General features: G+C 53.6%; 22 protein-coding genes and 1 tRNA gene. 15 read left to right on the top strand and 8 right to left on the bottom strand.

Going from position 1 to position 18,476, the window contains the following annotated elements; genetic code table 11:
- Positions 1 to 38: 38 nt before the first annotated feature.
- The 6 genes from ACK4HN_RS01590 to cobJ all read left to right on the top strand — a co-directional run bounded on the left by ACK4HN_RS01590 (position 39) and on the right by cobJ (position 5,948).
- The gene (locus ACK4HN_RS01590; protein WP_409877147.1) at positions 39 to 1,067 is read left to right on the top strand and encodes a long-chain acyl-[acyl-carrier-protein] reductase; all 1,029 of its coding nucleotides are present in this window, start codon (positions 39 to 41) and stop codon (positions 1,065 to 1,067) included.
- 23 nt (positions 1,068 to 1,090) lie between these two features.
- Entirely contained in the window at positions 1,091 to 2,065 is a 975-nt protein-coding gene (locus ACK4HN_RS01585; protein ID WP_409877146.1) for an acetyl-CoA carboxylase carboxyltransferase subunit alpha, read from the top strand.
- The gene (locus ACK4HN_RS01580; RefSeq protein ID WP_409877145.1) at positions 2,062 to 2,769 is read left to right on the top strand and encodes an SDR family oxidoreductase; all 708 of its coding nucleotides are present in this window, start codon (positions 2,062 to 2,064) and stop codon (positions 2,767 to 2,769) included. Before ACK4HN_RS01585 ends, ACK4HN_RS01580 begins: the two co-directional genes overlap by 4 nt.
- A 47-nt stretch (positions 2,770 to 2,816) precedes the next feature.
- Positions 2,817 to 3,491, top strand: a complete 675-nt coding sequence (gene folE / locus ACK4HN_RS01575) for a GTP cyclohydrolase I FolE (protein ID WP_409877144.1) — start codon at positions 2,817 to 2,819, stop codon at positions 3,489 to 3,491.
- An 87-nt stretch (positions 3,492 to 3,578) separates the two neighbouring features.
- Entirely contained in the window at positions 3,579 to 4,097 is a 519-nt protein-coding gene (locus ACK4HN_RS01570; RefSeq protein ID WP_409877142.1) for a TM2 domain-containing protein, read from the top strand.
- Positions 4,098 to 4,100: 3 nt separating this feature from the next.
- The gene (gene cobJ / locus ACK4HN_RS01565; RefSeq protein ID WP_409877140.1) at positions 4,101 to 5,948 is read left to right on the top strand and encodes a precorrin-3B C(17)-methyltransferase; all 1,848 of its coding nucleotides are present in this window, start codon (positions 4,101 to 4,103) and stop codon (positions 5,946 to 5,948) included.
- Here the strand turns inward: cobJ and ACK4HN_RS01560 are convergent.
- The gene (locus tag ACK4HN_RS01560; protein ID WP_409877139.1) at positions 5,922 to 6,281 is read right to left on the bottom strand and encodes a phage holin family protein; all 360 of its coding nucleotides are present in this window, start codon (positions 6,279 to 6,281) and stop codon (positions 5,922 to 5,924) included. The genes cobJ and ACK4HN_RS01560 overlap by 27 nt on opposite strands.
- A gap of 18 nt (positions 6,282 to 6,299) precedes the next feature.
- A complete protein-coding gene (locus ACK4HN_RS01555) occupies positions 6,300 to 6,512 on the bottom strand; it encodes a hypothetical protein (RefSeq protein WP_409877137.1) in 213 nt (70 codons plus the stop codon).
- Between the two features lie 141 nt (positions 6,513 to 6,653).
- On the opposite strand from ACK4HN_RS01555, the gene ACK4HN_RS01550 reads away from it, so the two are divergent.
- Positions 6,654 to 7,856 carry a site-2 protease family protein gene (locus ACK4HN_RS01550; protein ID WP_409877136.1) on the top strand — a complete coding sequence of 401 codons (1,203 nt, stop codon included), beginning with the start codon at positions 6,654 to 6,656 and terminating at the stop codon, positions 7,854 to 7,856.
- On the opposite strand, the gene ACK4HN_RS01545 is transcribed toward ACK4HN_RS01550, so the two are convergent.
- From ACK4HN_RS01545 to ACK4HN_RS01535, 3 genes are all read right to left on the bottom strand, one after another.
- Positions 7,857 to 7,929, bottom strand: a tRNA-Trp gene (locus tag ACK4HN_RS01545).
- An 8-nt stretch (positions 7,930 to 7,937) separates the two neighbouring features.
- A complete protein-coding gene (rplS, locus tag ACK4HN_RS01540; protein WP_181495230.1) occupies positions 7,938 to 8,300 on the bottom strand; it encodes a 50S ribosomal protein L19 in 363 nt (120 codons plus the stop codon).
- A 52-nt stretch (positions 8,301 to 8,352) separates the two neighbouring features.
- On the bottom strand, positions 8,353 to 8,955 hold the full coding sequence (locus ACK4HN_RS01535) for a nucleoside triphosphate pyrophosphatase (protein WP_409877134.1): 603 nt from the start codon (positions 8,953 to 8,955) through the stop codon (positions 8,353 to 8,355).
- A gap of 114 nt (positions 8,956 to 9,069) precedes the next feature.
- Between ACK4HN_RS01535 and ACK4HN_RS01530 the strand changes: the two genes are divergently transcribed.
- The 5 genes from ACK4HN_RS01530 to ACK4HN_RS01510 all read left to right on the top strand — a co-directional run bounded on the left by ACK4HN_RS01530 (position 9,070) and on the right by ACK4HN_RS01510 (position 14,327).
- Entirely contained in the window at positions 9,070 to 11,046 is a 1,977-nt protein-coding gene (locus tag ACK4HN_RS01530) for a long-chain fatty acid--CoA ligase (RefSeq protein ID WP_409877133.1), read from the top strand.
- Between the two features lie 5 nt (positions 11,047 to 11,051).
- A complete protein-coding gene (locus ACK4HN_RS01525) occupies positions 11,052 to 11,498 on the top strand; it encodes a YlqD family protein (RefSeq protein WP_409877132.1) in 447 nt (148 codons plus the stop codon).
- A 65-nt stretch (positions 11,499 to 11,563) separates the two neighbouring features.
- Complete coding sequence (locus tag ACK4HN_RS01520) at positions 11,564 to 12,835, top strand: dihydrolipoamide acetyltransferase family protein (RefSeq protein WP_409877131.1); 1,272 nt, start codon at positions 11,564 to 11,566, stop codon at positions 12,833 to 12,835.
- A 3-nt stretch (positions 12,836 to 12,838) separates the two neighbouring features.
- Positions 12,839 to 13,279 (top strand): ATP-binding cassette domain-containing protein, encoded by a 441-nt coding sequence (locus ACK4HN_RS01515; RefSeq protein ID WP_409877130.1) that lies wholly within the window; start codon positions 12,839 to 12,841, stop codon positions 13,277 to 13,279.
- Positions 13,206 to 14,327: a glycoside hydrolase family 10 protein gene (locus tag ACK4HN_RS01510; RefSeq protein WP_409877129.1), complete on the top strand. Its 1,122-nt coding sequence runs from the start codon at positions 13,206 to 13,208 to the stop codon at positions 14,325 to 14,327. Before ACK4HN_RS01515 ends, ACK4HN_RS01510 begins: the two co-directional genes overlap by 74 nt.
- Here the strand turns inward: ACK4HN_RS01510 and ilvB are convergent.
- The 3 genes from ilvB to efp form a co-directional block, all read right to left on the bottom strand.
- On the bottom strand, positions 14,324 to 16,132 hold the full coding sequence (ilvB, locus tag ACK4HN_RS01505; RefSeq protein WP_409877128.1) for a biosynthetic-type acetolactate synthase large subunit: 1,809 nt from the start codon (positions 16,130 to 16,132) through the stop codon (positions 14,324 to 14,326). The genes ACK4HN_RS01510 and ilvB overlap by 4 nt on opposite strands.
- Before the next feature lie 215 nt (positions 16,133 to 16,347).
- The gene (accB, locus tag ACK4HN_RS01500; protein ID WP_409877127.1) at positions 16,348 to 16,827 is read right to left on the bottom strand and encodes an acetyl-CoA carboxylase biotin carboxyl carrier protein; all 480 of its coding nucleotides are present in this window, start codon (positions 16,825 to 16,827) and stop codon (positions 16,348 to 16,350) included.
- Between the two features lie 11 nt (positions 16,828 to 16,838).
- Positions 16,839 to 17,396 (bottom strand): elongation factor P, encoded by a 558-nt coding sequence (gene efp / locus ACK4HN_RS01495; RefSeq protein ID WP_297049585.1) that lies wholly within the window; start codon positions 17,394 to 17,396, stop codon positions 16,839 to 16,841.
- Here efp and ACK4HN_RS01490 point away from each other — a divergent pair.
- Genes ACK4HN_RS01490 through ACK4HN_RS01480 form a run of 3 tightly spaced genes read left to right on the top strand, consistent with a single transcriptional unit; the run spans position 17,395 to position 18,380 of the window.
- On the top strand, positions 17,395 to 17,529 hold the full coding sequence (locus ACK4HN_RS01490) for a hypothetical protein (protein ID WP_409877126.1): 135 nt from the start codon (positions 17,395 to 17,397) through the stop codon (positions 17,527 to 17,529). The genes efp and ACK4HN_RS01490 overlap by 2 nt on opposite strands.
- 45 nt (positions 17,530 to 17,574) lie before the next feature.
- Complete coding sequence (locus ACK4HN_RS01485; protein WP_181495240.1) at positions 17,575 to 17,817, top strand: NifU family protein; 243 nt, start codon at positions 17,575 to 17,577, stop codon at positions 17,815 to 17,817.
- Positions 17,818 to 17,846: 29 nt separating this feature from the next.
- The gene (locus tag ACK4HN_RS01480; protein ID WP_409877125.1) at positions 17,847 to 18,380 is read left to right on the top strand and encodes a CRR6 family NdhI maturation factor; all 534 of its coding nucleotides are present in this window, start codon (positions 17,847 to 17,849) and stop codon (positions 18,378 to 18,380) included.
- Positions 18,381 to 18,476 lie beyond the last annotated feature (96 nt).

The raw sequence follows: 18,476 nt of genomic DNA, 5'->3' as shown, positions 1-18,476 counted from the left end.
TTAATCTATCGTTACATTTCAGTCACCACACCCTTTGTATGTTTGGATTAATTGGTCATCTGACGAATCTGCAGCACGCCCAAACTGTTGCCCATCAGTTAGGTTATCCCGAATATGCCGATCAGGGCTTGGATTTTTGGTGTATGGCACCGCCACAGATCGTTGATGAAATTACGGTGACGAGCGTAACGGGCAAAACTATCTATGGCAAGTACGTCGAGTCCTGCTTCTTGCCGGAAATGCTAGCTAACCAGCGGGTGAAGGCGGCAACTCGCAAGATCATTAATGCCATGGCTCATGCCCAAAAGCACGGTATTGACATTACGGCGTTGGGCGGCTTCTCCTCGATTATCTTTGAGAACTTTGATCTGCAGAAAATCTCCCATGTTCGCAATATCGAGCTGGATTTTCGCCGCTTTACTACGGGTAATACCCACACTGCCTATATCATCTGCCAACAAATTGAGCAGGCAGCACCGCAGGTGGGAATTGATTTGCGTCAGGCCACTGTTGCCGTTTGTGGGGCTACAGGGGATATTGGAAGTGCGGTGTGTCGCTGGCTGAACACCTGTTTGGATGTGCAAGATCTCTTATTGGTGGCTCGAAATCGCGATCGCCTGCTGGCGCTTCAGGCGGAATTGGGACGCGGAAAAATTCTAGACCTAATGGATGCCTTGCCCCTTGCCGATATTGTGGTTTGGGTGGCCAGTATGCCCAAGGGAGTTGAGCTGAGCGTTGAGCAGTTAAAACGTCCCTCGCTAATGATTGATGGCGGCTACCCCAAAAATATGGGCACTAAAATTCAGCATCCGGAGATTCATGTCCTCAATGGGGGCATTGTCGAGCACGCCCTCGATATTGACTGGAAAATTATGGAAATTGTGAATATGGATGTGCCCTCGCGGCAGATGTTTGCCTGTTTTGCCGAGGCCATGCTGTTAGATTTTGAGGGCTGGCACACGAACTTTTCGTGGGGGCGCAATCAAATCACGGTAGAAAAGATGCAGCAGATTGGTGAAGTCTCCCGCAAACACGGATTTAAGCCCCTACTGTTAAACCCTCAGTAAAACCAAAAGGAACCCAATCGCCTATGGCAAACGAACGTCGCACGCTTCTGTTGGAGTTTGAAAAGCCCCTTGTGGAGCTAGAAGCTCAAATTCAGCAGGTGCGAGATAAGTCCTCAGAGTTTGGTGTTGATGTCTCAGAGCAACTCCGTGAGTTGGAGGAGCGCGCCAAGCAACTGCGCTATGAAATTTTCAGTAAGCTGACGCCGGGGCAAACTCTGCAGGTGGCTCGCCATCCGCGCCGCCCCAGTACATTGGATTACATCCAAGCCATTAGCGAAGAGTGGATTGAACTCCACGGCGATCGCCGAGGCAGTGATGATCCGGCCATTGTCGGGGGTATTGGTCGCCTCAATGGTCAACCGGTCGTGATGCTGGGGCAGCAAAAGGGTCGCGACACCAAGGATAATGTGGCTCGCAATTTTGGTATGGCCTCGCCGGGGGGCTATCGCAAGGCGCTGCGTCTGATGGAGCACGCCAACCGCTTTCAAATGCCTATCCTGACGTTTATTGATACACCAGCAGCTTGGGCAGGGGTGGATGCCGAAAAGTTTGGCCAAGGGGAAGCCATTGCCTACAATCTGCGGGAGATGTTTCGCTTTGAAGTACCGATCATCTGCACCGTGATTGGCGAAGGCGGGTCTGGCGGTGCCTTGGCCATTGGGGTGGGCGATCGCCTGCTGATGTTTGAACATGCCGTCTATAGTGTGGCACCTCCGGAAGCCTGTGCCGCGATTCTCTGGCGCGATGCCCAAAAGGCGCCCCAAGCGGCAGAAGCCCTGAAAATTACCGCTCGCGATCTCCTGAAGCTAGGGATTATTGACGAAATTGTGCCAGAACCCTTAGGGGCAGCTCACAATAATCCCGTGGAAGCAGCAGAAAACCTGAAAGCGGCGCTAGTGCGCAACTTAGCCGAAGTCCAAGCCCTCAGTAGTAGTGAGCGGCGCGAGTTGCGTTACCAGAAGTTCCGGCGCATGGGAGTCTTTAGTGAAACGGTATGACCCAACAAGTCTTAATCACGGGAGCCAGTAGTGGTATTGGGGCAGCCACAGCCATTGCCTTTGCCCAAGCGGGGTTTAATGTGGTGCTGTTGGGGCGATCGCCAGCTAAACTGGCGGCTGTGCATGCCCAAGTGGTGGCCTGTGGGGTTGAAGCCCATACCTTTAGCGTCGACTTTAGCGATCCTGCACCCCTGCGATCGCGCCTTGACGAGATTCTGGCGAGGGTGGGGGAGGTGCATGTGCTGGTGAATAATGCCGGCATCGCAAGAACCGCGCCCCTCATTGATCAACCCTTGGCGGACTGGCAGCAAATTCTTAACGTCAACCTCACCAGTGCCTTGATTTGTTCCCAAGCAGTACTGCCGCAACTGCGATCTCGCCAGTGCGGTACGATAGTAAATGTTGTTTCAATTGCTGGCCGCCAAGTTTTTCCCGACTGGGGCGCCTACTGTGTCTCGAAGTTTGCCCTCATGGCCTTGACCAAAACAATGGCGGCTGAAGAACGCGCCCACGGTATCCGCGTGATCGCCATCTGTCCTGGCGCCGTTGATACCCCCATTTGGGACGATGTCGCTGGCGACTTTGACCGCACGGGGATGCTCACCCCCGAACACGTTGCTAACACAATTTTGTACACGACTCAACTGCCGCAAACGGCCTTTGTTGAAGAGCTAGTGGTGATGCCCCTTAGCGGAACCGTCTAGGCTCCCTTTGTCCTTCACTTGTCACGCTTTCTATGACAACGTTCAACATGCCCGATTCAATCATTAACGGTAAAGCGACCCCTTCGGCAATTCTGCCCGATCGCAACACGCACCAAGGCAAAGAAGCGATTCCCCACCCACCCCCTCCAGATGTCGCCAAGGAAGAAATCATGGCGGCAGTGCGCACGATTTTGCTCAATGTGGGTGAGGATCCCGATCGCGAGGGATTGCTCAAAACCCCCAAGCGGGTCGCCGAAGCGATGCAATTTCTCACCAGTGGCTACAGTCAATCCCTGGAAACCCTTGTCAACGGGGCGATTTTTGATGAAGGCCACGACGAAATGGTTTTGGTGCGCGACATCAACTTCTTTAGCCTTTGTGAGCATCACATGTTGCCTTTCATTGGCAAAGCCCATGTGGCCTATATTCCTAACCAGCGGGTGATTGGCCTCAGCAAATTGGCACGCATTGTGGAAATGTACGCACGGCGGCTACAGGTGCAGGAGCGCCTGACCCGGCAGGTGGCCGAAGCCATTGAAACGGTGCTTGATCCAAAAGGCGTGGCGGTGGTCATGGAGGCCAGCCACATGTGCATGGTGATGCGCGGTGTCCAAAAACCCGGCTCTTGGACAGTCACCAGTTCAATGCTGGGAGTCTTCCGTGAGGATCAAAAGACCCGTGAGGAGTTTCTCAATCTAATTCGCCATCAGCCGAATTTCTAGGCCGTATCTGGTGGGGGCGATCGCTTGTCGCCCTAGGTTCTAGGCCCCTTAGGCTAGGATAGGGAATAGTAGAATCCCCCTGAGACTATGGGACAATCCCGCTACCGTGGAATCAACGACCCGCAAGTGCAGCCCCGGCCAAGTTTCTTAAGCGTGGGGATGGCCTATCTCCTCTGGTGTGCCAGCCTAATGGGACTCTGCGGCCTGCAGCGCTTCTATGTGGGCCAGCCAATGATGGGTCTGTTCTACCTGATTACCTTTGGCTTTTGTGGTGTAGGTCAATTCATTGACCTCTTTTTGATTCCGAGCATGGTAGAGCAGCGCAACACCTACTTGCGGGGACGTTATCTGATGGCCCTAGAGGTAAGTTATCTAGCAAGAGCGCAGGAAACCGAACCCAATTCAACCTCCATCACCCCCATGCAGCGTTTACTCCAAGTGGCTAAGGAACAGGGTGGAGTGCTCTCTGCGGCTCAAGCGGCCCTTCATACCGGTTTTGATGCTAAGCAAATTGAGGAGCTACTGTTTGAGGCTCAGCGGCTGGGCTACGCCTATGTGTTTAATGATCCAGAAACGGGCGCAGTGCGCTATCGCTTTGATGTCTAGTTCATGCCACGGTTAGACGATTTTCAACCCATGGGGGCGATCGCCACCACTGCCCAAGGGCTGACCCAACTGCAACGCCTTGTGGAGAGCGGCATTCCTCTCACGATTTGGATTCCCCCCCACTTAGAATCTGCTCCTTGTAGCGTGCAAACCTACCATCGCCCCTTGGCAAGCCATTTGCAAGAGCACTGGAGTCACTATCGGGCTTGGATTTTTACCCTAGCCTGCGGTGCGGTGGTGCGGTTAATCTCCCCCCTGTTGACCCACAAAAGACAGGATCCAGCAGTCTGTGTCCTTTCTGAGGATGGCCAATGGATCGTGAGTTTGTTAGGCAGTCATGGCGCTGGGGGCGATCGCCTGTGTCAAGTTCTGGCAGCGGCAATTGGTGCAACACCAATTCTCACGGGGGCAAGTCATGCCCAGGGTTACTTTGCTGTGGATACCTGGGGGATAGCCTTGGGGTGGCAACGGGGAGCGGGAGACTGGAATGCGATCGCCAGCCAACAGGCTCAAGGAAAACCGCTGCACGTCTATCAAACCTGTGGGAGTTCTTGCTGGCGTACGGGTCTCAGCTCAGACCACTCCCTTGAGTTTGTCAGCACCCCACCCCTAGAAAATGCCGTTTGGATTACGGAAAAAGCGTTGCCTCCCTCTCTGACCTCAGGTGTGGCTTGGCATCCACGGGTACTGTGGCTGGGCATTGGCTGTGAACGGGGAACCTCGGCAGCCCTGATCCAGCAGGCGATTGATCAGACCCTTGCCCAAGCCGGCTTAAGCCCGCTGGCGATCGCCGGCCTTGCCAGTATTGATCGCAAATCCGATGAGGCAGGTTTATGTGAAGTCGCTAGGCAGCACCATTGGCCAACCCGTTGGTTTACTGCTCAAGAATTAGCCCGCATTGCTGTACCTACCCCCTCAGCAATTGTGGCGGCAGAAATGGGCACCCCCAGTGTGGCTGAAGCCGCAGCCATGTTAGCAAGCAATGGGGGCAATTTAATCGTTCCCAAGCAGATCTTGCGGCAAGGGGGTGAACCCGGTGCGGTGACGATCGCCATTGCCCAATCGGAGCGGGAATTCATTCCCCGCCTAGGCGCCCTTAGCCTCATTGGCACTGGGCCGGGGGCATTGGATCAACTCACGTTAGCAGCCCGCTCTGCCCTATTGGCTGCTGACATTCTCATTGGCTATGAGCTGTACTTGAACTTGCTGGCTCCGCTGCGGCGACCGGGACAGATGGTTGCCGCCTATGCCATTACCCAAGAGCGACAGCGTGCCCAAGAGGCAATTACTCTCGCCCAGTGGGGACTCAATGTCGCTGTGGTCTCTTCGGGGGACTGTGGCATCTATGGCATGGCGGGTCTTGTACTGGAGCTACTGGCAGAGGCAGGGATTAGCGATCTCCCAGTGGAGGTGTTTCCGGGAGTGAGTGCTGTGAATGCCGCTGCCGCTCGGGTAGGGGCGCCCCTGATGCACGATTTTTGTACGATTAGCCTGAGCGATCGCCTGACCCCTTGGCCAGTCATTCAGAAGCGCCTGCGGGCGGCGGCAGAAGCGGATTTTGTGACGGCTCTTTATAACCCCCGTTCGCGCGATCGCCAGAAGCAATTAGTGGAAGCCAAGGCAATTTTTTTAGCATATCGTTCACCCCACACCCCCGTGGCGATCGTCCGTGCCGCCTACCGACCTGAAGAGCAGATTACCTTAACGACGCTTGGCGCATTTCAACCAGAAGCAGTGGATATGTTCAGCTTAGTACTGATCGGCAATGCCAGCACTCGCCGCTTCCACGATTGGCTCATTACCCCTCGCGGCTATTTGGCAACTCTAGAGCAAGCCTGCCCGAGCGAGTAAGCTAAAGCAAGCCCAGTTGACAATACTGAGGGCGATCGAGCCCAACAGGGCACTCCAAAAGCCATTGCGTAGTCTAAAGCCATCCACAAGGGCTGCCGCAAGGGCAAAAATGGCGGCATTGATAATCAGCGCAACCAAGCCAAATGTCAGAAAAATAAAGGGGAAGGCAAAGAATTTTAGGATAGCTCCCAACGTGGCATTCAGCAAACCAAAAACAATCGCCGACCACAACGCTGTGGTGAAATTATCAATTTCCACGCCCAAAAATGAGAGGCGCGACACAATAAACAAACTAATGCTGGTGACAATCCAAGTAATAAGTAAACCCCACATATGCAACTCCTCACAACATTAGACAATGATCAAGAAGAAGGGGAATACTGGTACCCCAAAGGCTACGCTAAACCAGTAGCTAATCAGGCTCAGGAAAAGACTCAGTAGTAGCGAGAGAGACAGCGACCACAGCAAATGGGAGGTAAGCTCCTGCACCCTTTGCCATAAGGAATCAAAAGGTACATCTAGCACATGGCCATTGCCAGACACCAGTACAGGGGCTTGAGACATCGCACCATCCTTTAGCAGCGCTGCCTTTATTTTAGGACAGAGGCGAGAAGGTAACGTTTTGAGACATAAATTCTTGTTAAGCTATGTGCCGTTAGAATCTGGGGCGATAATGGAGATAGAGCGCGATGCACTGAGGTCAGCATGGGACAAGGTTGGCAAGTGGGGCGTGTCTTTGGCATTCCCCTCTATATTGATCGGTCGTGGTTTCTGGTGATTCTGCTGTTTGCTTTTCTCAATGGCAGTGACTGGCAGGCCACGTACCCGCAGTGGGGAGTACTGGTATGGCTAATGGGATTTGTGGTTTCCCTGCTGTTGTTTGCCTCAGTATTGCTCCATGAATTGGGGCACAGCTTGGTGGCGCGCTCCCAAGGGATTACCGTGCGCTCAATTACCCTCTTTCTCTTTGGCGGCATGGCGGCCATTGAACGGGAATCCAATACCCCCGGTCAAGCTTTTCAAGTGGCGATCGCGGGGCCTTTGGTGAGTTTTGCCCTTTTTGCCCTGTTGCAAGGGGCAGCCGTGGTACTGCCGGCAGATCATCCCCTCCATGAACTGGTGCTCTATCTGGCCAATATCAACTTTGTCTTGGGGGTTTTTAACCTCTTGCCGGGACTTCCCCTCGATGGTGGCCAAGTGCTCAAGGCAGCCGTTTGGAAATTGACCGGCAATCGCTTTCAAGGGATGCGCTGGGCGGCGCGATTGGGACAAGTATTGGGCTGGTTGGCGATTAGTTTTGGACTGTTTGTGACCCTCCTTGGGAGTGGCAATGGGCTGTGGTTGGGTCTATTGGGGTGGTTTGCCCTACAAAACGCCACACTCTACCATCGCCTCAGTCAACTCCAAGAAGCATTGGTTACCCTGACGGCGGCGGATGCCATGACACGGGATTTTCGCGTGATTGAGGGAACGCTATCGCTGCGGGAGTTTGCCGATCGCTATCTCCTGCTGGCCGATCGCCAGCCCACAGCCTACTTTGTTGCCACCGATGGCCGCTACCGGGGCTATTTAGATTCCCAAGCCCTGAACCATGTGGAGCGCAGCCGCTGGGAAGTGACGCCAGTCGAAGAGTTAGCTGTTCCTCTGCGGGCGATCGCCACCGTCAAAGAAACCGATTCCCTCGCCAAGACAGTTTGCACCCTAGAGGAGCAGCAGCAGCGTTTTGTTACGGTTTTAACCCCTGCGGGTGCGGTGGCTGGCGTCATTGATCGCGGCGATATTCTGCTGGCTCTGGCCAAGCAATTGCACTGGCAACTGGGGAAACAGGATATTCAACGCCTCAAGCGAGAAAAGCATTATCCCCCTGAACTGCAATTGTTGGAACTGGCAAAAACAGCGATGAACTGACGCGCCCTGGAGGACTCGAACCCCCGACATCCGGTTTTGGAGACCGACGTTCTACCAACTGAACTAAGGACGCAAGGCTATTTACAGAGGGCGATCAAACCGTGCCTTAATGCGCGAGGCTTTACCCACGAGGTTGCGCAGGTAGTAGAGTTTGGCACGGCGGACTTTACCCCGCTGAATTACTTTTATACTATCAATTCGCGGCGAATGTAGCAAAAAGACACGCTCAACGCCCACACCTTGAAAGACCCGGCGCACCGTGATTGTGCGATTAATCCCCGTACCGCGCATGGCAATCACGTCCCCTTCATAGGGTTGGACGCGCTCTTTACCCCCTTCTTGAATTTTGACTCCAACCCGAACGCGATCGCCCACATGAATCACGGGCAAGTCAGTCTTCATTTGCTCCGCTTCAATCGAGCGAATAATGTCTTGGGCGTTCATGACAGTTCCTTAACTCGCAATCTCTTAGCATACCCTAAGCATTTAGACTTGTCTAGGCCAATTTTTGGGTTTGCACATCGCCAAGGGTGTATCCCAAGCTCAGCAGCATCCGCCGTAGCAGGGGTAAGCTCAAGCCAATGACATTGCTGGGAGTACCAACAATTTTCTCGACAAAGGCGCCACCTTGGCCATCAAGGGCAAAGCAACCCGCACAGGCAAGGGGTTCACCCGAAGCGACATAGGCCGCAATCTCCGCATCGCTAATATCTGCAAAAACGACTTGGGTAGACTCCACCTCAACACAGGTGCGGCCCTGCCCCAGATCAATCAAGGCATGACCAGTGAGCAGCTCTCCTGTTTGGCCGCGCATTTGTTGCCAGCGGGCGATCGCCACCTCTGGCGAGGCCGGCTTACCGTGAATTTCGCTGCCAAGAACTAAGACAGAATCACAGCCCAAAATTAAGGCAGGGGGAGAGCAGCTTCGAGCTACCGTCTCTGCTTTACACCGTGCCAGTAAGCGCACCAGTTCTGTCGGTGTTGTTGCCTGAATCACTGATTCATCAAAGTGACTGGGTTGAATGATTGGCTCAATACCGATTTGTTGCAGTAATTGGCGGCGGGCAGGGGAGGCAGAAGCAAGGATAAAGGGCACCATAGCACTGTTTGCAAAGTCACCAAATCTTCATGATCTCATATTGAAATTATTAAAACTGCATGCACTAAGCCATTGAGGACTTATTATCTAGGTGTTGCGTCTGGAGCCAAACAAATGACCAGTGCGGCCTACACCTACACGCCCCCCGGCGGATTGCCCCAGGATGCGCCGTTACCCGATCACTTTTTGCCCTATAAAACGCTTCAGTCCTTACCGGAAATATGGCCTCTTTTGGCGCACCGCCATGGCGATGTGGTGGCGCTTGATGCTCCCTACGAAAACCCGCCAACTCGCATTACCTACAGTGAGCTTTATCAACGCATCCAACGCTTTGCCGCTGGTCTCCAAGCCCTGGGTGTTGCTGCGGGCGATCGCGTGGCCTTATTTGCGGACAATAGTCCCCGCTGGCTGATTGCCGATCAAGGCAGCATGATGGCCGGTGCCATTAATGTCGTGCGCAGTGGGACTGCTGACGCCCCAGAGCTTCTCTACATTTTGCGTGACAGTGGTTCAACCCTCCTACTGATTGAAAACTTGGCTACCCTGCGCAAGCTCCAAGAGGGTTTAGCAGATACACAGGTGGCAACGGTTGTTCTCTTGAGTGCCGAACCCCCAGAACTTGAGCATTTTCCCCTGCGGCTTTTGAACTTTGGCCAAGTCTTTACCGAAGGACAATATGGCACCGTGCGGGCGGTAGCCATTACCCGCGATGACTTAGCAACGCTGATGTACACCTCTGGTACCACGGGGCAACCCAAGGGCGTAATGGTCACCCATGGGGGGTTACTGAGTCAAATCGTCAATCTTTGGGCCATTGTGCAACCGCAGGTGGGCGATCGCGTCCTCAGTATCTTACCTATTTGGCACGCCTACGAACGGGTGGTTGAGTACTTTCTCTTTGCCTGTGGCTGTAGCCAAACCTACACCAACCTGCGCCACTTCAAGAATGACTTAAAACGTTGCAAACCCCACTACATGGTTGCGGTACCGCGCATCTGGGAAGGCTTTTATGAAGGGCTGCAAAGGCAACTGCGGGATGCCCCGCCCCTCAAACGATACCTTGCCCAGTTTTTCCTCAGTGTCGGCCAGCAATATGTCCTGCAACGGCGACTGCTTACAGGGCTGAGCCTAAACAACCCCCATCCCAGCCGTTGGCAGAAATTTCTTGCCCGCCTGCAAACCTTCTTCCTGAAGCCCCTCTACGCAGTGGGGGAGAAGCGGGTCTATAGCAAAATTCGCGAAGCCACGGGCGGTGAAATTAAACAGGTGATCAGTGGTGGCGGTGCCCTCGCTCCCCATCTGGATACCTTCTATGAAGCCATCAACCTAGAAGTGCTGGTGGGCTATGGCCTCACGGAAACGGCGGTGGTGCTGACTGCTCGCCGCTCTTGGGCAAACCTGCGCGGATCCGCGGGTCGTCCCATTCCTGATACCGCCATCAAGATTGTAGATCCAGAAACCAAAGCTACGGTTGAGTTTGGTCAAAAGGGACTGGTGATGGCTAAAGGGCCGCAGGTGATGCGCGGCTACTACAACAAGCCGGAGGCCACTGCTAAAGTACTGGATGCGGAGGGTTGGTTGGACACGGGGGACTTGGGCTACCTCACCCCCAACGGCGATCTGGTACTAACGGGGCGGCAAAAGGACACTATTGTGCTGAGCAACGGTGAAAATATTGAACCACAGCCCATTGAGGATGCCTGTGTGCGCAGCCCCTACATTGATCAAATCATGCTCGTGGGACAAGATCAAAAGGCGCTAGGTGCGCTGATTGTGCCCAATTTGGAGGCGCTAGAGCAGTGGGTGGCTGCCAAGGGGTACCGACTGGCCTTGCCTAACCGACCGGCACCGACGGGCAGTGGTGAACTGGTGACGCTGGAGAGTAAAGTGATTATTGATCTCTACCGTCAAGAACTGTTGCGGGAAGTGCAAAATCGCCCTGGCTATCGCCCAGATGATCGCATTGCTACATTTCGCTTTGTCCTCGAACCCTTTACGATAGAGAATGGTCTTTTGACCCAAACCCTAAAAATTCGCCGTCATGTCGTGAGCGATCGCTACCGCGATATGATTAACGCCATGTTTGAGTAATCTCCATGACAGACCCTATGGACACAAAACTGCTCCTGCGGCGCCAGATTACAGTCAAAGCCATCGTGACACCTGAGTGGAAAGAGGATGCCCAAAGGCAGCTTCAAGCCCAACTGAATCAGGTGGATGGCCAAATTCAGCAGTTGGATTTTCAATTGCAGAAGGTGATTGAGGAGCTGCGCAAAAGTAGTGAAGCACCAGAGGCAATCAACCCCCGTATTCAGGACATTAAGGCGCAAGCCAACGACCAAAAAGCGCAACTTTTGCAGCAAAAAAATGTAATTCTGCAGCAACTGGATCAGGTGCAGCGCTTAGAAATGGGTCAGGAGGTAGATCAAGGTCAGGTAGATAATTTCTTCTATGTCACGAAAGGGGACAACCTGATCCAAAAAATGCAGGTGGAAATTCTCCTGCGCAACGGCGTCATCGAAGAAATTCGCGGCACGCTCTAACTTTTACCTTTCATTTCTAGTAAGTTTGACTCCCTCTCGATTGCCAACGAAGGATAGCAGCCTCTATGATTCGTGAACTGTTCATGCCCGCCCTTAGCTCCACCATGACCGAAGGGAAAATTGTCTCTTGGCTGAAATCTCCTGGCGATAAGGTGGCCAAAGGGGAAACCGTGCTGATTGTGGAATCTGACAAGGCCGATATGGATGTGGAGTCCTTCTACGACGGTTATTTGGCAGTGATTACCGTACCGGCTGGCGAAGTGGCACCCGTCGGCGCCACCATTGGTCTGGTGGCAGAAACAGAAGCAGAAATTGCTGAAGCACAGGCAAAGGCCAAATCCCTTGGGGCGGCGACAGGTTCTACGGCTGCTCCTTCTGCGGCTACAAGTAATGGCTCAGGAACAACCTCTGTCGCAGTAGCTTCTCCCCCTAGTGCTCCCACTGCGCCGACTGGACGGGTGATTGCTTCGCCGCGTGCCCGCAAATTGGCCAAGGAACACAAAATTGATTTGAAGACGCTTAAGGGAACGGGTCCCAATGGTCGGATTACCGCTGCCGATGTGGAAGCCTTGATTGGTGCGCCCGCAACTCCTGTTACACCAGTGGCGACGCCCCCTGCCCCTGTCCCCACAGCATCCACTGCCACGGCTCCAGTTGTGGCGAAAGAGGATTTGGTGCCCCTGACAACGCTACAAAATGCCGTTGTGCGGAATATGGTAGCCAGCCTTAGCATTCCTGACTTCCATGTGGCCTACACAATTACCACGGATGCACTGGATCGGCTGTACCAGCAAATTAAAGCCAAAGGGGTGACGATGACAGCTCTGCTGGCGAAGGCGATCGCCCTGACGCTGCAAAAACACCCCATTATGAATGCCTATTACACGGAGCAAGGGATTCAATACCGCCGCGACATTAACATTGCTGTGGCTGTGGCGATGCCGGGGGGGGGTCTGATTACACCGGTGCTGAAGAACGCGGATCAAATTGACATCTACAGCCTCTCTCGTACTTGGAAAGACTTGGTGGAGCGGGCACGCGCCAAGCAACTGCAACCCGAGGAGTACAGCACGGGCACCTTTAGCCTCTCGAACCTCGGCATGTTTGGCGTTGACTCCTTTGATGCCATTCTCACGCCCGGTCAAGGGGCGATTATGGCGGTGGGGGCATCGCGGCCGACGGTCGTTGCCACAGAGGATGGCCTGCTGGGGGTAAAACGGCAAATGAAGGTGAATCTTACCTGCGATCACCGCGTGATCTATGGTGCCGATGCCGCCGCTTTCCTTCAGGACTTGGCGAAACTGATTGAAACCAATCCCCAAGCACTGACGCTCTAGGCTGTGACTGCCCTGTTGGAAATTAGAGATCTGCATTTTGGCTATGGAGCAACGCCCTCGCTACTGCAAGGGATTGATCTGACCGTAAAGGCGGGCGATCGCCTTGGCATTATTGGTGACAATGGCTCTGGCAAAACCACACTCCTGCTTCTCTGTGCTGCTGTTCTCAAGCCACAGCGGGGAACGATTACCTGCTTGGGACAGTCAGTGGTGGCTGGACAGTTTCAACCAGCGGTGGGCGTTGTGTTGCAGCAGCCGGCGGATCAATTAATTGGCGCGACCGTGAGAGTCAGGATATCTCCATCCACTGGCGTTGTAATTTATGCTGCATCGTCGCATTTGGCTGTTGTTCTTTCTCTTCTGTTGGAGTTTGTGTTGGACGATTTGGCCCGTACAGGCGCAAAACTCAACGCTGATTCGCGGCGTTTGGCTGACAACCAATGATTTACCGATCCTGCGCGATCGCCCTCGCTTGGTGGCAACCCTCAATGAATTACAGCGGCTGAACTTCAACACCCTCTATCCTGTTGTCTGGAATGCTGGCTATGTGGGTTTCCCCAGTGCCACAGCGAGAAATCTAGGCATTCAGCCCTTTGTACTGCGGGGAATTCAGGGCTATGACATTCTCGCCGAACTCACCCAGCAGGCGCATTGTCGTAATCTCTTAGTCATTCCTTGGTTTGAATTTGGCTTCATGGTGCCGGAAACCTCAGAACTCGCCCTTGTCCATCCCAACTGGCTCACCCAAGGGGTCAATGGTCAAACGACTCGCTTGACGGCGGCCGGGGAAGTGGCGTGGCTCAATCCCTTTCATCCGCAAGTCCAAGAATTTCTCACCAATATTGTTCTTGAGGTATTGCGACAATACCCAGTGGATGGTGTGCAGTTTGATGACCACCTCAGCCTGCCCGTGGAGTTTGGCTACGATACCTATACCCGTGCCCTCTATCAGCAGGAAACCCAAAAGCCCGTTCCCGACAATCCCCGCGATCCGGACTGGATGCGTTGGCGCGCAGACAAACTCACCGCCTTTGTGCAAAGGTTGCGGCAGCGGGTAAAGCAGGAATTTCCCAATGCCATTTTTTCCGTTGCACCGACCACATTGCCCACCGCCTACCAAACATTTCTCCAAGATTGGCCACAGTGGGTCGCCCTTGGACTCCTTGATGAAGTGATTATGCAGGTCTATCGCTACAATCTTCCCAGCTTTGTGCAGCAGTTAACGCAACCGGAAATTCTGCATGCGCAAACCAAAATTCCCACTGCCGTTGGTGTCCTCACGGGACTGCGTACTAACCCTGTGCCCATTGAACTGGTGGATGCCAAGGTGGAAGTTGCCCTGCGATCAGGGTTCGGGGTGTCCTTTTTCTCCTTTGAGACCCTGTGGGGGCGAGGACCGGAACCCCGCGATCGCCGTCAAAACACGATTCTTTTTCACTTTCGCCAGCCCCTACCAAGGCGATTGTTTGCTCAAGCGTGTCCAAAGGCCTAGAGCTTACTGCCGCACTCTGGACAAAAGCGATGAGTAGAGATGGTTTTTGCCCCACAGTTGGCACAATAAATCAACTCGGCTGCTTTCTCAAGTACCTTGCGTTCCGGCAAACCGAGCATTTGGGAGTTGGGCTTACCGGGGGCGACCATTGGATAGCAGTTTTCATCGCGGGTGACATGGGCATCGAGGAGCACAGGGCCATCGTAAGCCAAAACCTCTTGGACAATCGCATCCAAATTGTGGCGATCTGTGACCCGTAGCCCCTTGACGCCGTAGGCCTCCGCTAGTTTCACAAAATCGGGCATCCCCTTGGCCATATTGGAATGGGAATAACGCTCCCCATAGAAGGCCTGCTGCCACTGCCGCACCATTCCCTGCCAGAAATTGTTAATAATCACCGTCTTGACGGCAATGCCGTACTGCGCCAATGTAGCCAACTCTTGGGAATTCATCTGGAAACTGGCATCGCCACTAATACAGATGACCTGCTGATCTGGTAATGCCACCTTCACCCCCATTGCTGCGGGCATGCCAAAGCCCATCGTACCTAAGCCCGCACTGGAAATCCACCGCCGAGGGCCATTTTTCAGAAATTGCGCCGCCCACATCTGGTGCTGACCCACATCCGTGGTGTAGTAGGCATCAGGCGCATGGCGACCAAAGGCAACAATCACCTCTTGAGGGGAGAGTTCACCGCTAGGCTGTGGCACGACAAGGGGATAGTCCTCTTTCCAGACTCTGATCCGCTCTAGCCATGCTTGGGTGGCAGGTTCCACAGGTTCCCCGCTGTCTTCAATGTGTTTGAGGATTTGCTGAAGCACGGGTTTAACACTGCCCACAATCGGCACATCGGGCACACGGTTTTTGCCTACCTCGGCAGGATCAATGTCAATGTGAATCACCTTGGCGCGGGAGGCAAATTCATCCAGCTTACCGGTTACGCGATCGTCAAACCGCGCTCCCACAGCAATCAGTAAATCACATTCACTGACGGCAAAGTTGGCATAGGCGGTGCCGTGCATCCCCAACATTCCCACAGAGAGGGGATGGGACTCAGGAAACGCCCCCTTACCCATGAGGGTTGTGGTCACCGGAATCTGGAATAGCTCTGCTAACCTGAGCACTTCCTCGTGGGCACCCGCGGTAATCGCACCACCTCCCACATAGAGCAAGGGTCGCTTGGCCTCACGGATCAGTTGAACGGCTTGGGCAATTTGACGGGCATTACCGCGAATCGTGGGACGATAGCCCCGCAGCTTGACTTGACCCGGCTCAATCGGTTCATACTCACAGACTTCTAGCCCCACATCTTTGGGAATATCCACAAGCACAGGCCCTGGCCGACCGGTGGTGGCAATGTAAATCGCTTCAGCAACAATCCGTGCCATGTCCTTGGCTGCACGCACGACGTAGGAGTGCTTGACAATCGGCAGCGTAATGCCAAAGATATCCGTTTCCTGAAAGGCATCGGTACCAATGGCAGAGCGAGGCACCTGACCTGTGATCACCAGCAGTGGAATGGAATCCATGTGGGCTGTGGCAATGCCTGTCACTAAGTTCGTCGCCCCCGGCCCTGATGTGCCAAAACACACCCCCACTTGACCTGTAGCACGAGCGTAGCCGTCAGCGGCATGGGCTGCCCCCTGTTCGTGACGCACCAGAATGTGCTGAATAATTCCCTTGGACTCAGCCCGGTACAGTTCATCGTAAATCGGTAAAATTGCTCCACCAGGATAGCCAAAAATATGCTTAACGCCGTGACGGCATAGGGTATCAATAAGAATGTATGCTCCAGTTGCTTGCACAGGCCAACCTCGTCAGGCAGTGGTGGTAGATGTTTCTAAATTCTAATTTTTCAATTAGGGTCTCGGCAAGGGCGCAAAGGCTTGAAAGCATTGAATCGTTGGCCTTGAACTCCTCAATGCTTAACATATCTTTGCAATTAAAGCTTTATCTTTCGGAAGCGCAAGCGGTGAGTTGCCTAAATGGACCTCCAAATGATTAAAACTTGTCAAAAATTCTAGTTCGGCAAAATCCGCATCAAGACTTGGCCATACTCAATGGGTTCAGCGTTTTGCACCAAAATTTCCACCACTTGCCCATTGACTTCAGATTCAATCTCGTTCATTAGCTTCATAGCCTCAATAATGCAGACTACTTGGCCTTTTCTGACTGTGTCCCCCACTTCCACAAAGGGGGGTTCGTCGGGAGCGGGGGCGCGATAAAAGGTGCCAACCATCGGCGCCACAATGTCCACGGTTTTGCGATTCCCAGGGGGGGGTGGCGGCTCAGGATCAGCTGGCATAGCTGGCGAAGGCGCAGGGGTGGGCGTGATGGTTGATGCAGGAGCTGGAGCCACAACCACAGGGGCGCTGCCACTGATCTGTTCACGCTTGCGGAGTTGAAGTTCCAGTTCGCCACTCTTGAGGTTGAGTTCGGTGACGCTGGTCTGGTCAAACATTAGTAGCAGTTCGCGTACTTGGTTGAGGTCAAGCTCCACACCCGTTACTCCTATTCGCGGCCAAGATACGTATCTGAGCGAGTATCAATGCGAATCCGCTCGCCTACGGAGATAAATAACGGTACCATGACTTGGGCACCGGTTTCGACAATAGCAGGCTTTGATCCACCGGTGGCCGTATCCCCTTTGACACCGGGATCGGTTTGCACCACTTCTAAAACAACGGAGTTGGGTAGCTCCACCTCAAGGACTTGCTCACCCCATTTGACGATATTCACTTCCATACCTTCCTTGAGATACTTGGCGCGATCGCCAATCTGGGCAGGCGTGAGGCGAGCCTCCTCATAGCTTTCCATGTCCATAAAGACATAGTCTTCGCCATCTTTGTAGGTATGCTGCATGGTGCGTTTTTCAAGGGTAGCTTGGGGGACGGTCTCGCCAGCGCGGAAGGTGCGCTCAATCACGTTGCCCGTTTGCACATTTTTAAGTTTGGTGCGCACAAAGGCCGAGCCTTTACCGGGTTTGACGTGCAAGAATTCGACGACTCGCCAGACGGCACCATCCAGCTCAATACTTACACCGGGGCGAAAATCATTACTGGAAATCATGTCCTACCGTGCAGTTCACCAAGCTATTATTGTAGCCTTGAGCGTTGCCGTTCCTAACACTGTTGAGCAGATTTCCCTAGAGCCAGATCCATTGGCACCCCTTGGAATTCCCAAAGGGCGATCGCCCCTGTAAATGCTAGACTAAGGAAGTGTGAACGATACGCCAAGGACAGTAACCATGGCTGCAACCCTTGAATTGAGTCAAGAAAACGTCGAAAAAGTCCTTGATGAACTCCGCCCCTATTTGATGGCCGATGGTGGTAATGTCGAACTCGTGGAAATTGAAGGACCTGTGGTACGACTGCGCCTACAGGGCGCCTGTGGTTCCTGCCCTAGTTCGACGATGACGCTGCGCATGGGTATTGAGCGCAAGTTGAAGGAAGCCATTCCAGAGATTGCTGAAGTCCAGCAGGTTCTTTAACCTAGCTGTCTGCTGGGGAGAGACAGAAAGTGGCGATCGCGATCAAGTTAACCCCGGAGGAGATCGATCGTTTAGACCTCTCTCCCCTGCAACAGTTCCTAGAACCCCTGATTACTGAGCGGCGACTGTTGGATTACCATCAAGCGCTGCGTTTTACAATTGACTATCCTCGGCCGGCGGATGAGCCTAACCTAGAGCTTTCGGAATTACCGTCGGTTCGCCTTTGGTTTATTCGTGCCGATGTCTGCTATCCGTGGCTACCCTACTTACTGGATTGGTCAGCAGGCGAGCTGGTGCGTTATGGGGCAATGCTGGTGCCCCACGAATTTCATCCCCAGCAGGGCATTATCTTCAATCCTCAAGCCCTTGATATTTTTGTGATGTCCAAAGTATTTGTCCTTTGGCAGTGGCTGCAGGCACAGGGGTATCCTGCGGCTGAAAAGATTAAGGGAATGGCGGCGATGTTTGGCTACGAGCTAGATAGAGAACTCTTTACATTGCTTCAGTCACACTCAAAACCGTTGAACGACAGTTTGAGAGGATCGAAAAAAGGTGAAGCATGACCTAAGTTTATAAGATGAAGTGATAGAAGGGATTCGCGATAGTGCCGTAGCGACAATGAATAGAGGGTTTGCGAGCTGGAAGTTTCTAGACAAGTG

Origin of the sequence: Thermosynechococcus sp. (assembly GCF_046299655.1) — a bacterium.
GTDB lineage: Bacteria > Cyanobacteriota > Cyanobacteriia > Thermosynechococcales > Thermosynechococcaceae > Thermosynechococcus.
The sequence above is the reverse complement of the archived record's forward strand: the minus strand, read 5'-3'. Positions and strand labels throughout refer to the sequence as shown.

Coding starts and splice junctions, on each gene's coding strand:
- ACK4HN_RS01590 (WP_409877147.1), top strand. CDS start 39: ATGTTTGGATTAATTGGTCATCTGACGAATCTGCAGCACGCCCAAACT.
- ACK4HN_RS01585 (WP_409877146.1), top strand. CDS start 1,091: ATGGCAAACGAACGTCGCACGCTTCTGTTGGAGTTTGAAAAGCCCCTT.
- ACK4HN_RS01580 (WP_409877145.1), top strand. CDS start 2,062: ATGACCCAACAAGTCTTAATCACGGGAGCCAGTAGTGGTATTGGGGCA.
- folE (WP_409877144.1), top strand. CDS start 2,817: ATGCCCGATTCAATCATTAACGGTAAAGCGACCCCTTCGGCAATTCTG.
- ACK4HN_RS01570 (WP_409877142.1), top strand. CDS start 3,579: ATGGGACAATCCCGCTACCGTGGAATCAACGACCCGCAAGTGCAGCCC.
- cobJ (WP_409877140.1), top strand. CDS start 4,101: ATGCCACGGTTAGACGATTTTCAACCCATGGGGGCGATCGCCACCACT.
- ACK4HN_RS01560 (WP_409877139.1), bottom strand. CDS start 6,281: ATGTGGGGTTTACTTATTACTTGGATTGTCACCAGCATTAGTTTGTTT.
- ACK4HN_RS01555 (WP_409877137.1), bottom strand. CDS start 6,512: ATGTCTCAAGCCCCTGTACTGGTGTCTGGCAATGGCCATGTGCTAGAT.
- ACK4HN_RS01550 (WP_409877136.1), top strand. CDS start 6,654: ATGGGACAAGGTTGGCAAGTGGGGCGTGTCTTTGGCATTCCCCTCTAT.
- rplS (WP_181495230.1), bottom strand. CDS start 8,300: ATGAACGCCCAAGACATTATTCGCTCGATTGAAGCGGAGCAAATGAAG.
- ACK4HN_RS01535 (WP_409877134.1), bottom strand. CDS start 8,955: ATGGTGCCCTTTATCCTTGCTTCTGCCTCCCCTGCCCGCCGCCAATTA.
- ACK4HN_RS01530 (WP_409877133.1), top strand. CDS start 9,070: ATGACCAGTGCGGCCTACACCTACACGCCCCCCGGCGGATTGCCCCAG.
- ACK4HN_RS01525 (WP_409877132.1), top strand. CDS start 11,052: ATGACAGACCCTATGGACACAAAACTGCTCCTGCGGCGCCAGATTACA.
- ACK4HN_RS01520 (WP_409877131.1), top strand. CDS start 11,564: ATGATTCGTGAACTGTTCATGCCCGCCCTTAGCTCCACCATGACCGAA.
- ACK4HN_RS01490 (WP_409877126.1), top strand. CDS start 17,395: ATGTCCTACCGTGCAGTTCACCAAGCTATTATTGTAGCCTTGAGCGTT.
- efp (WP_297049585.1), bottom strand. CDS start 17,396: ATGATTTCCAGTAATGATTTTCGCCCCGGTGTAAGTATTGAGCTGGAT.
- ACK4HN_RS01485 (WP_181495240.1), top strand. CDS start 17,575: ATGGCTGCAACCCTTGAATTGAGTCAAGAAAACGTCGAAAAAGTCCTT.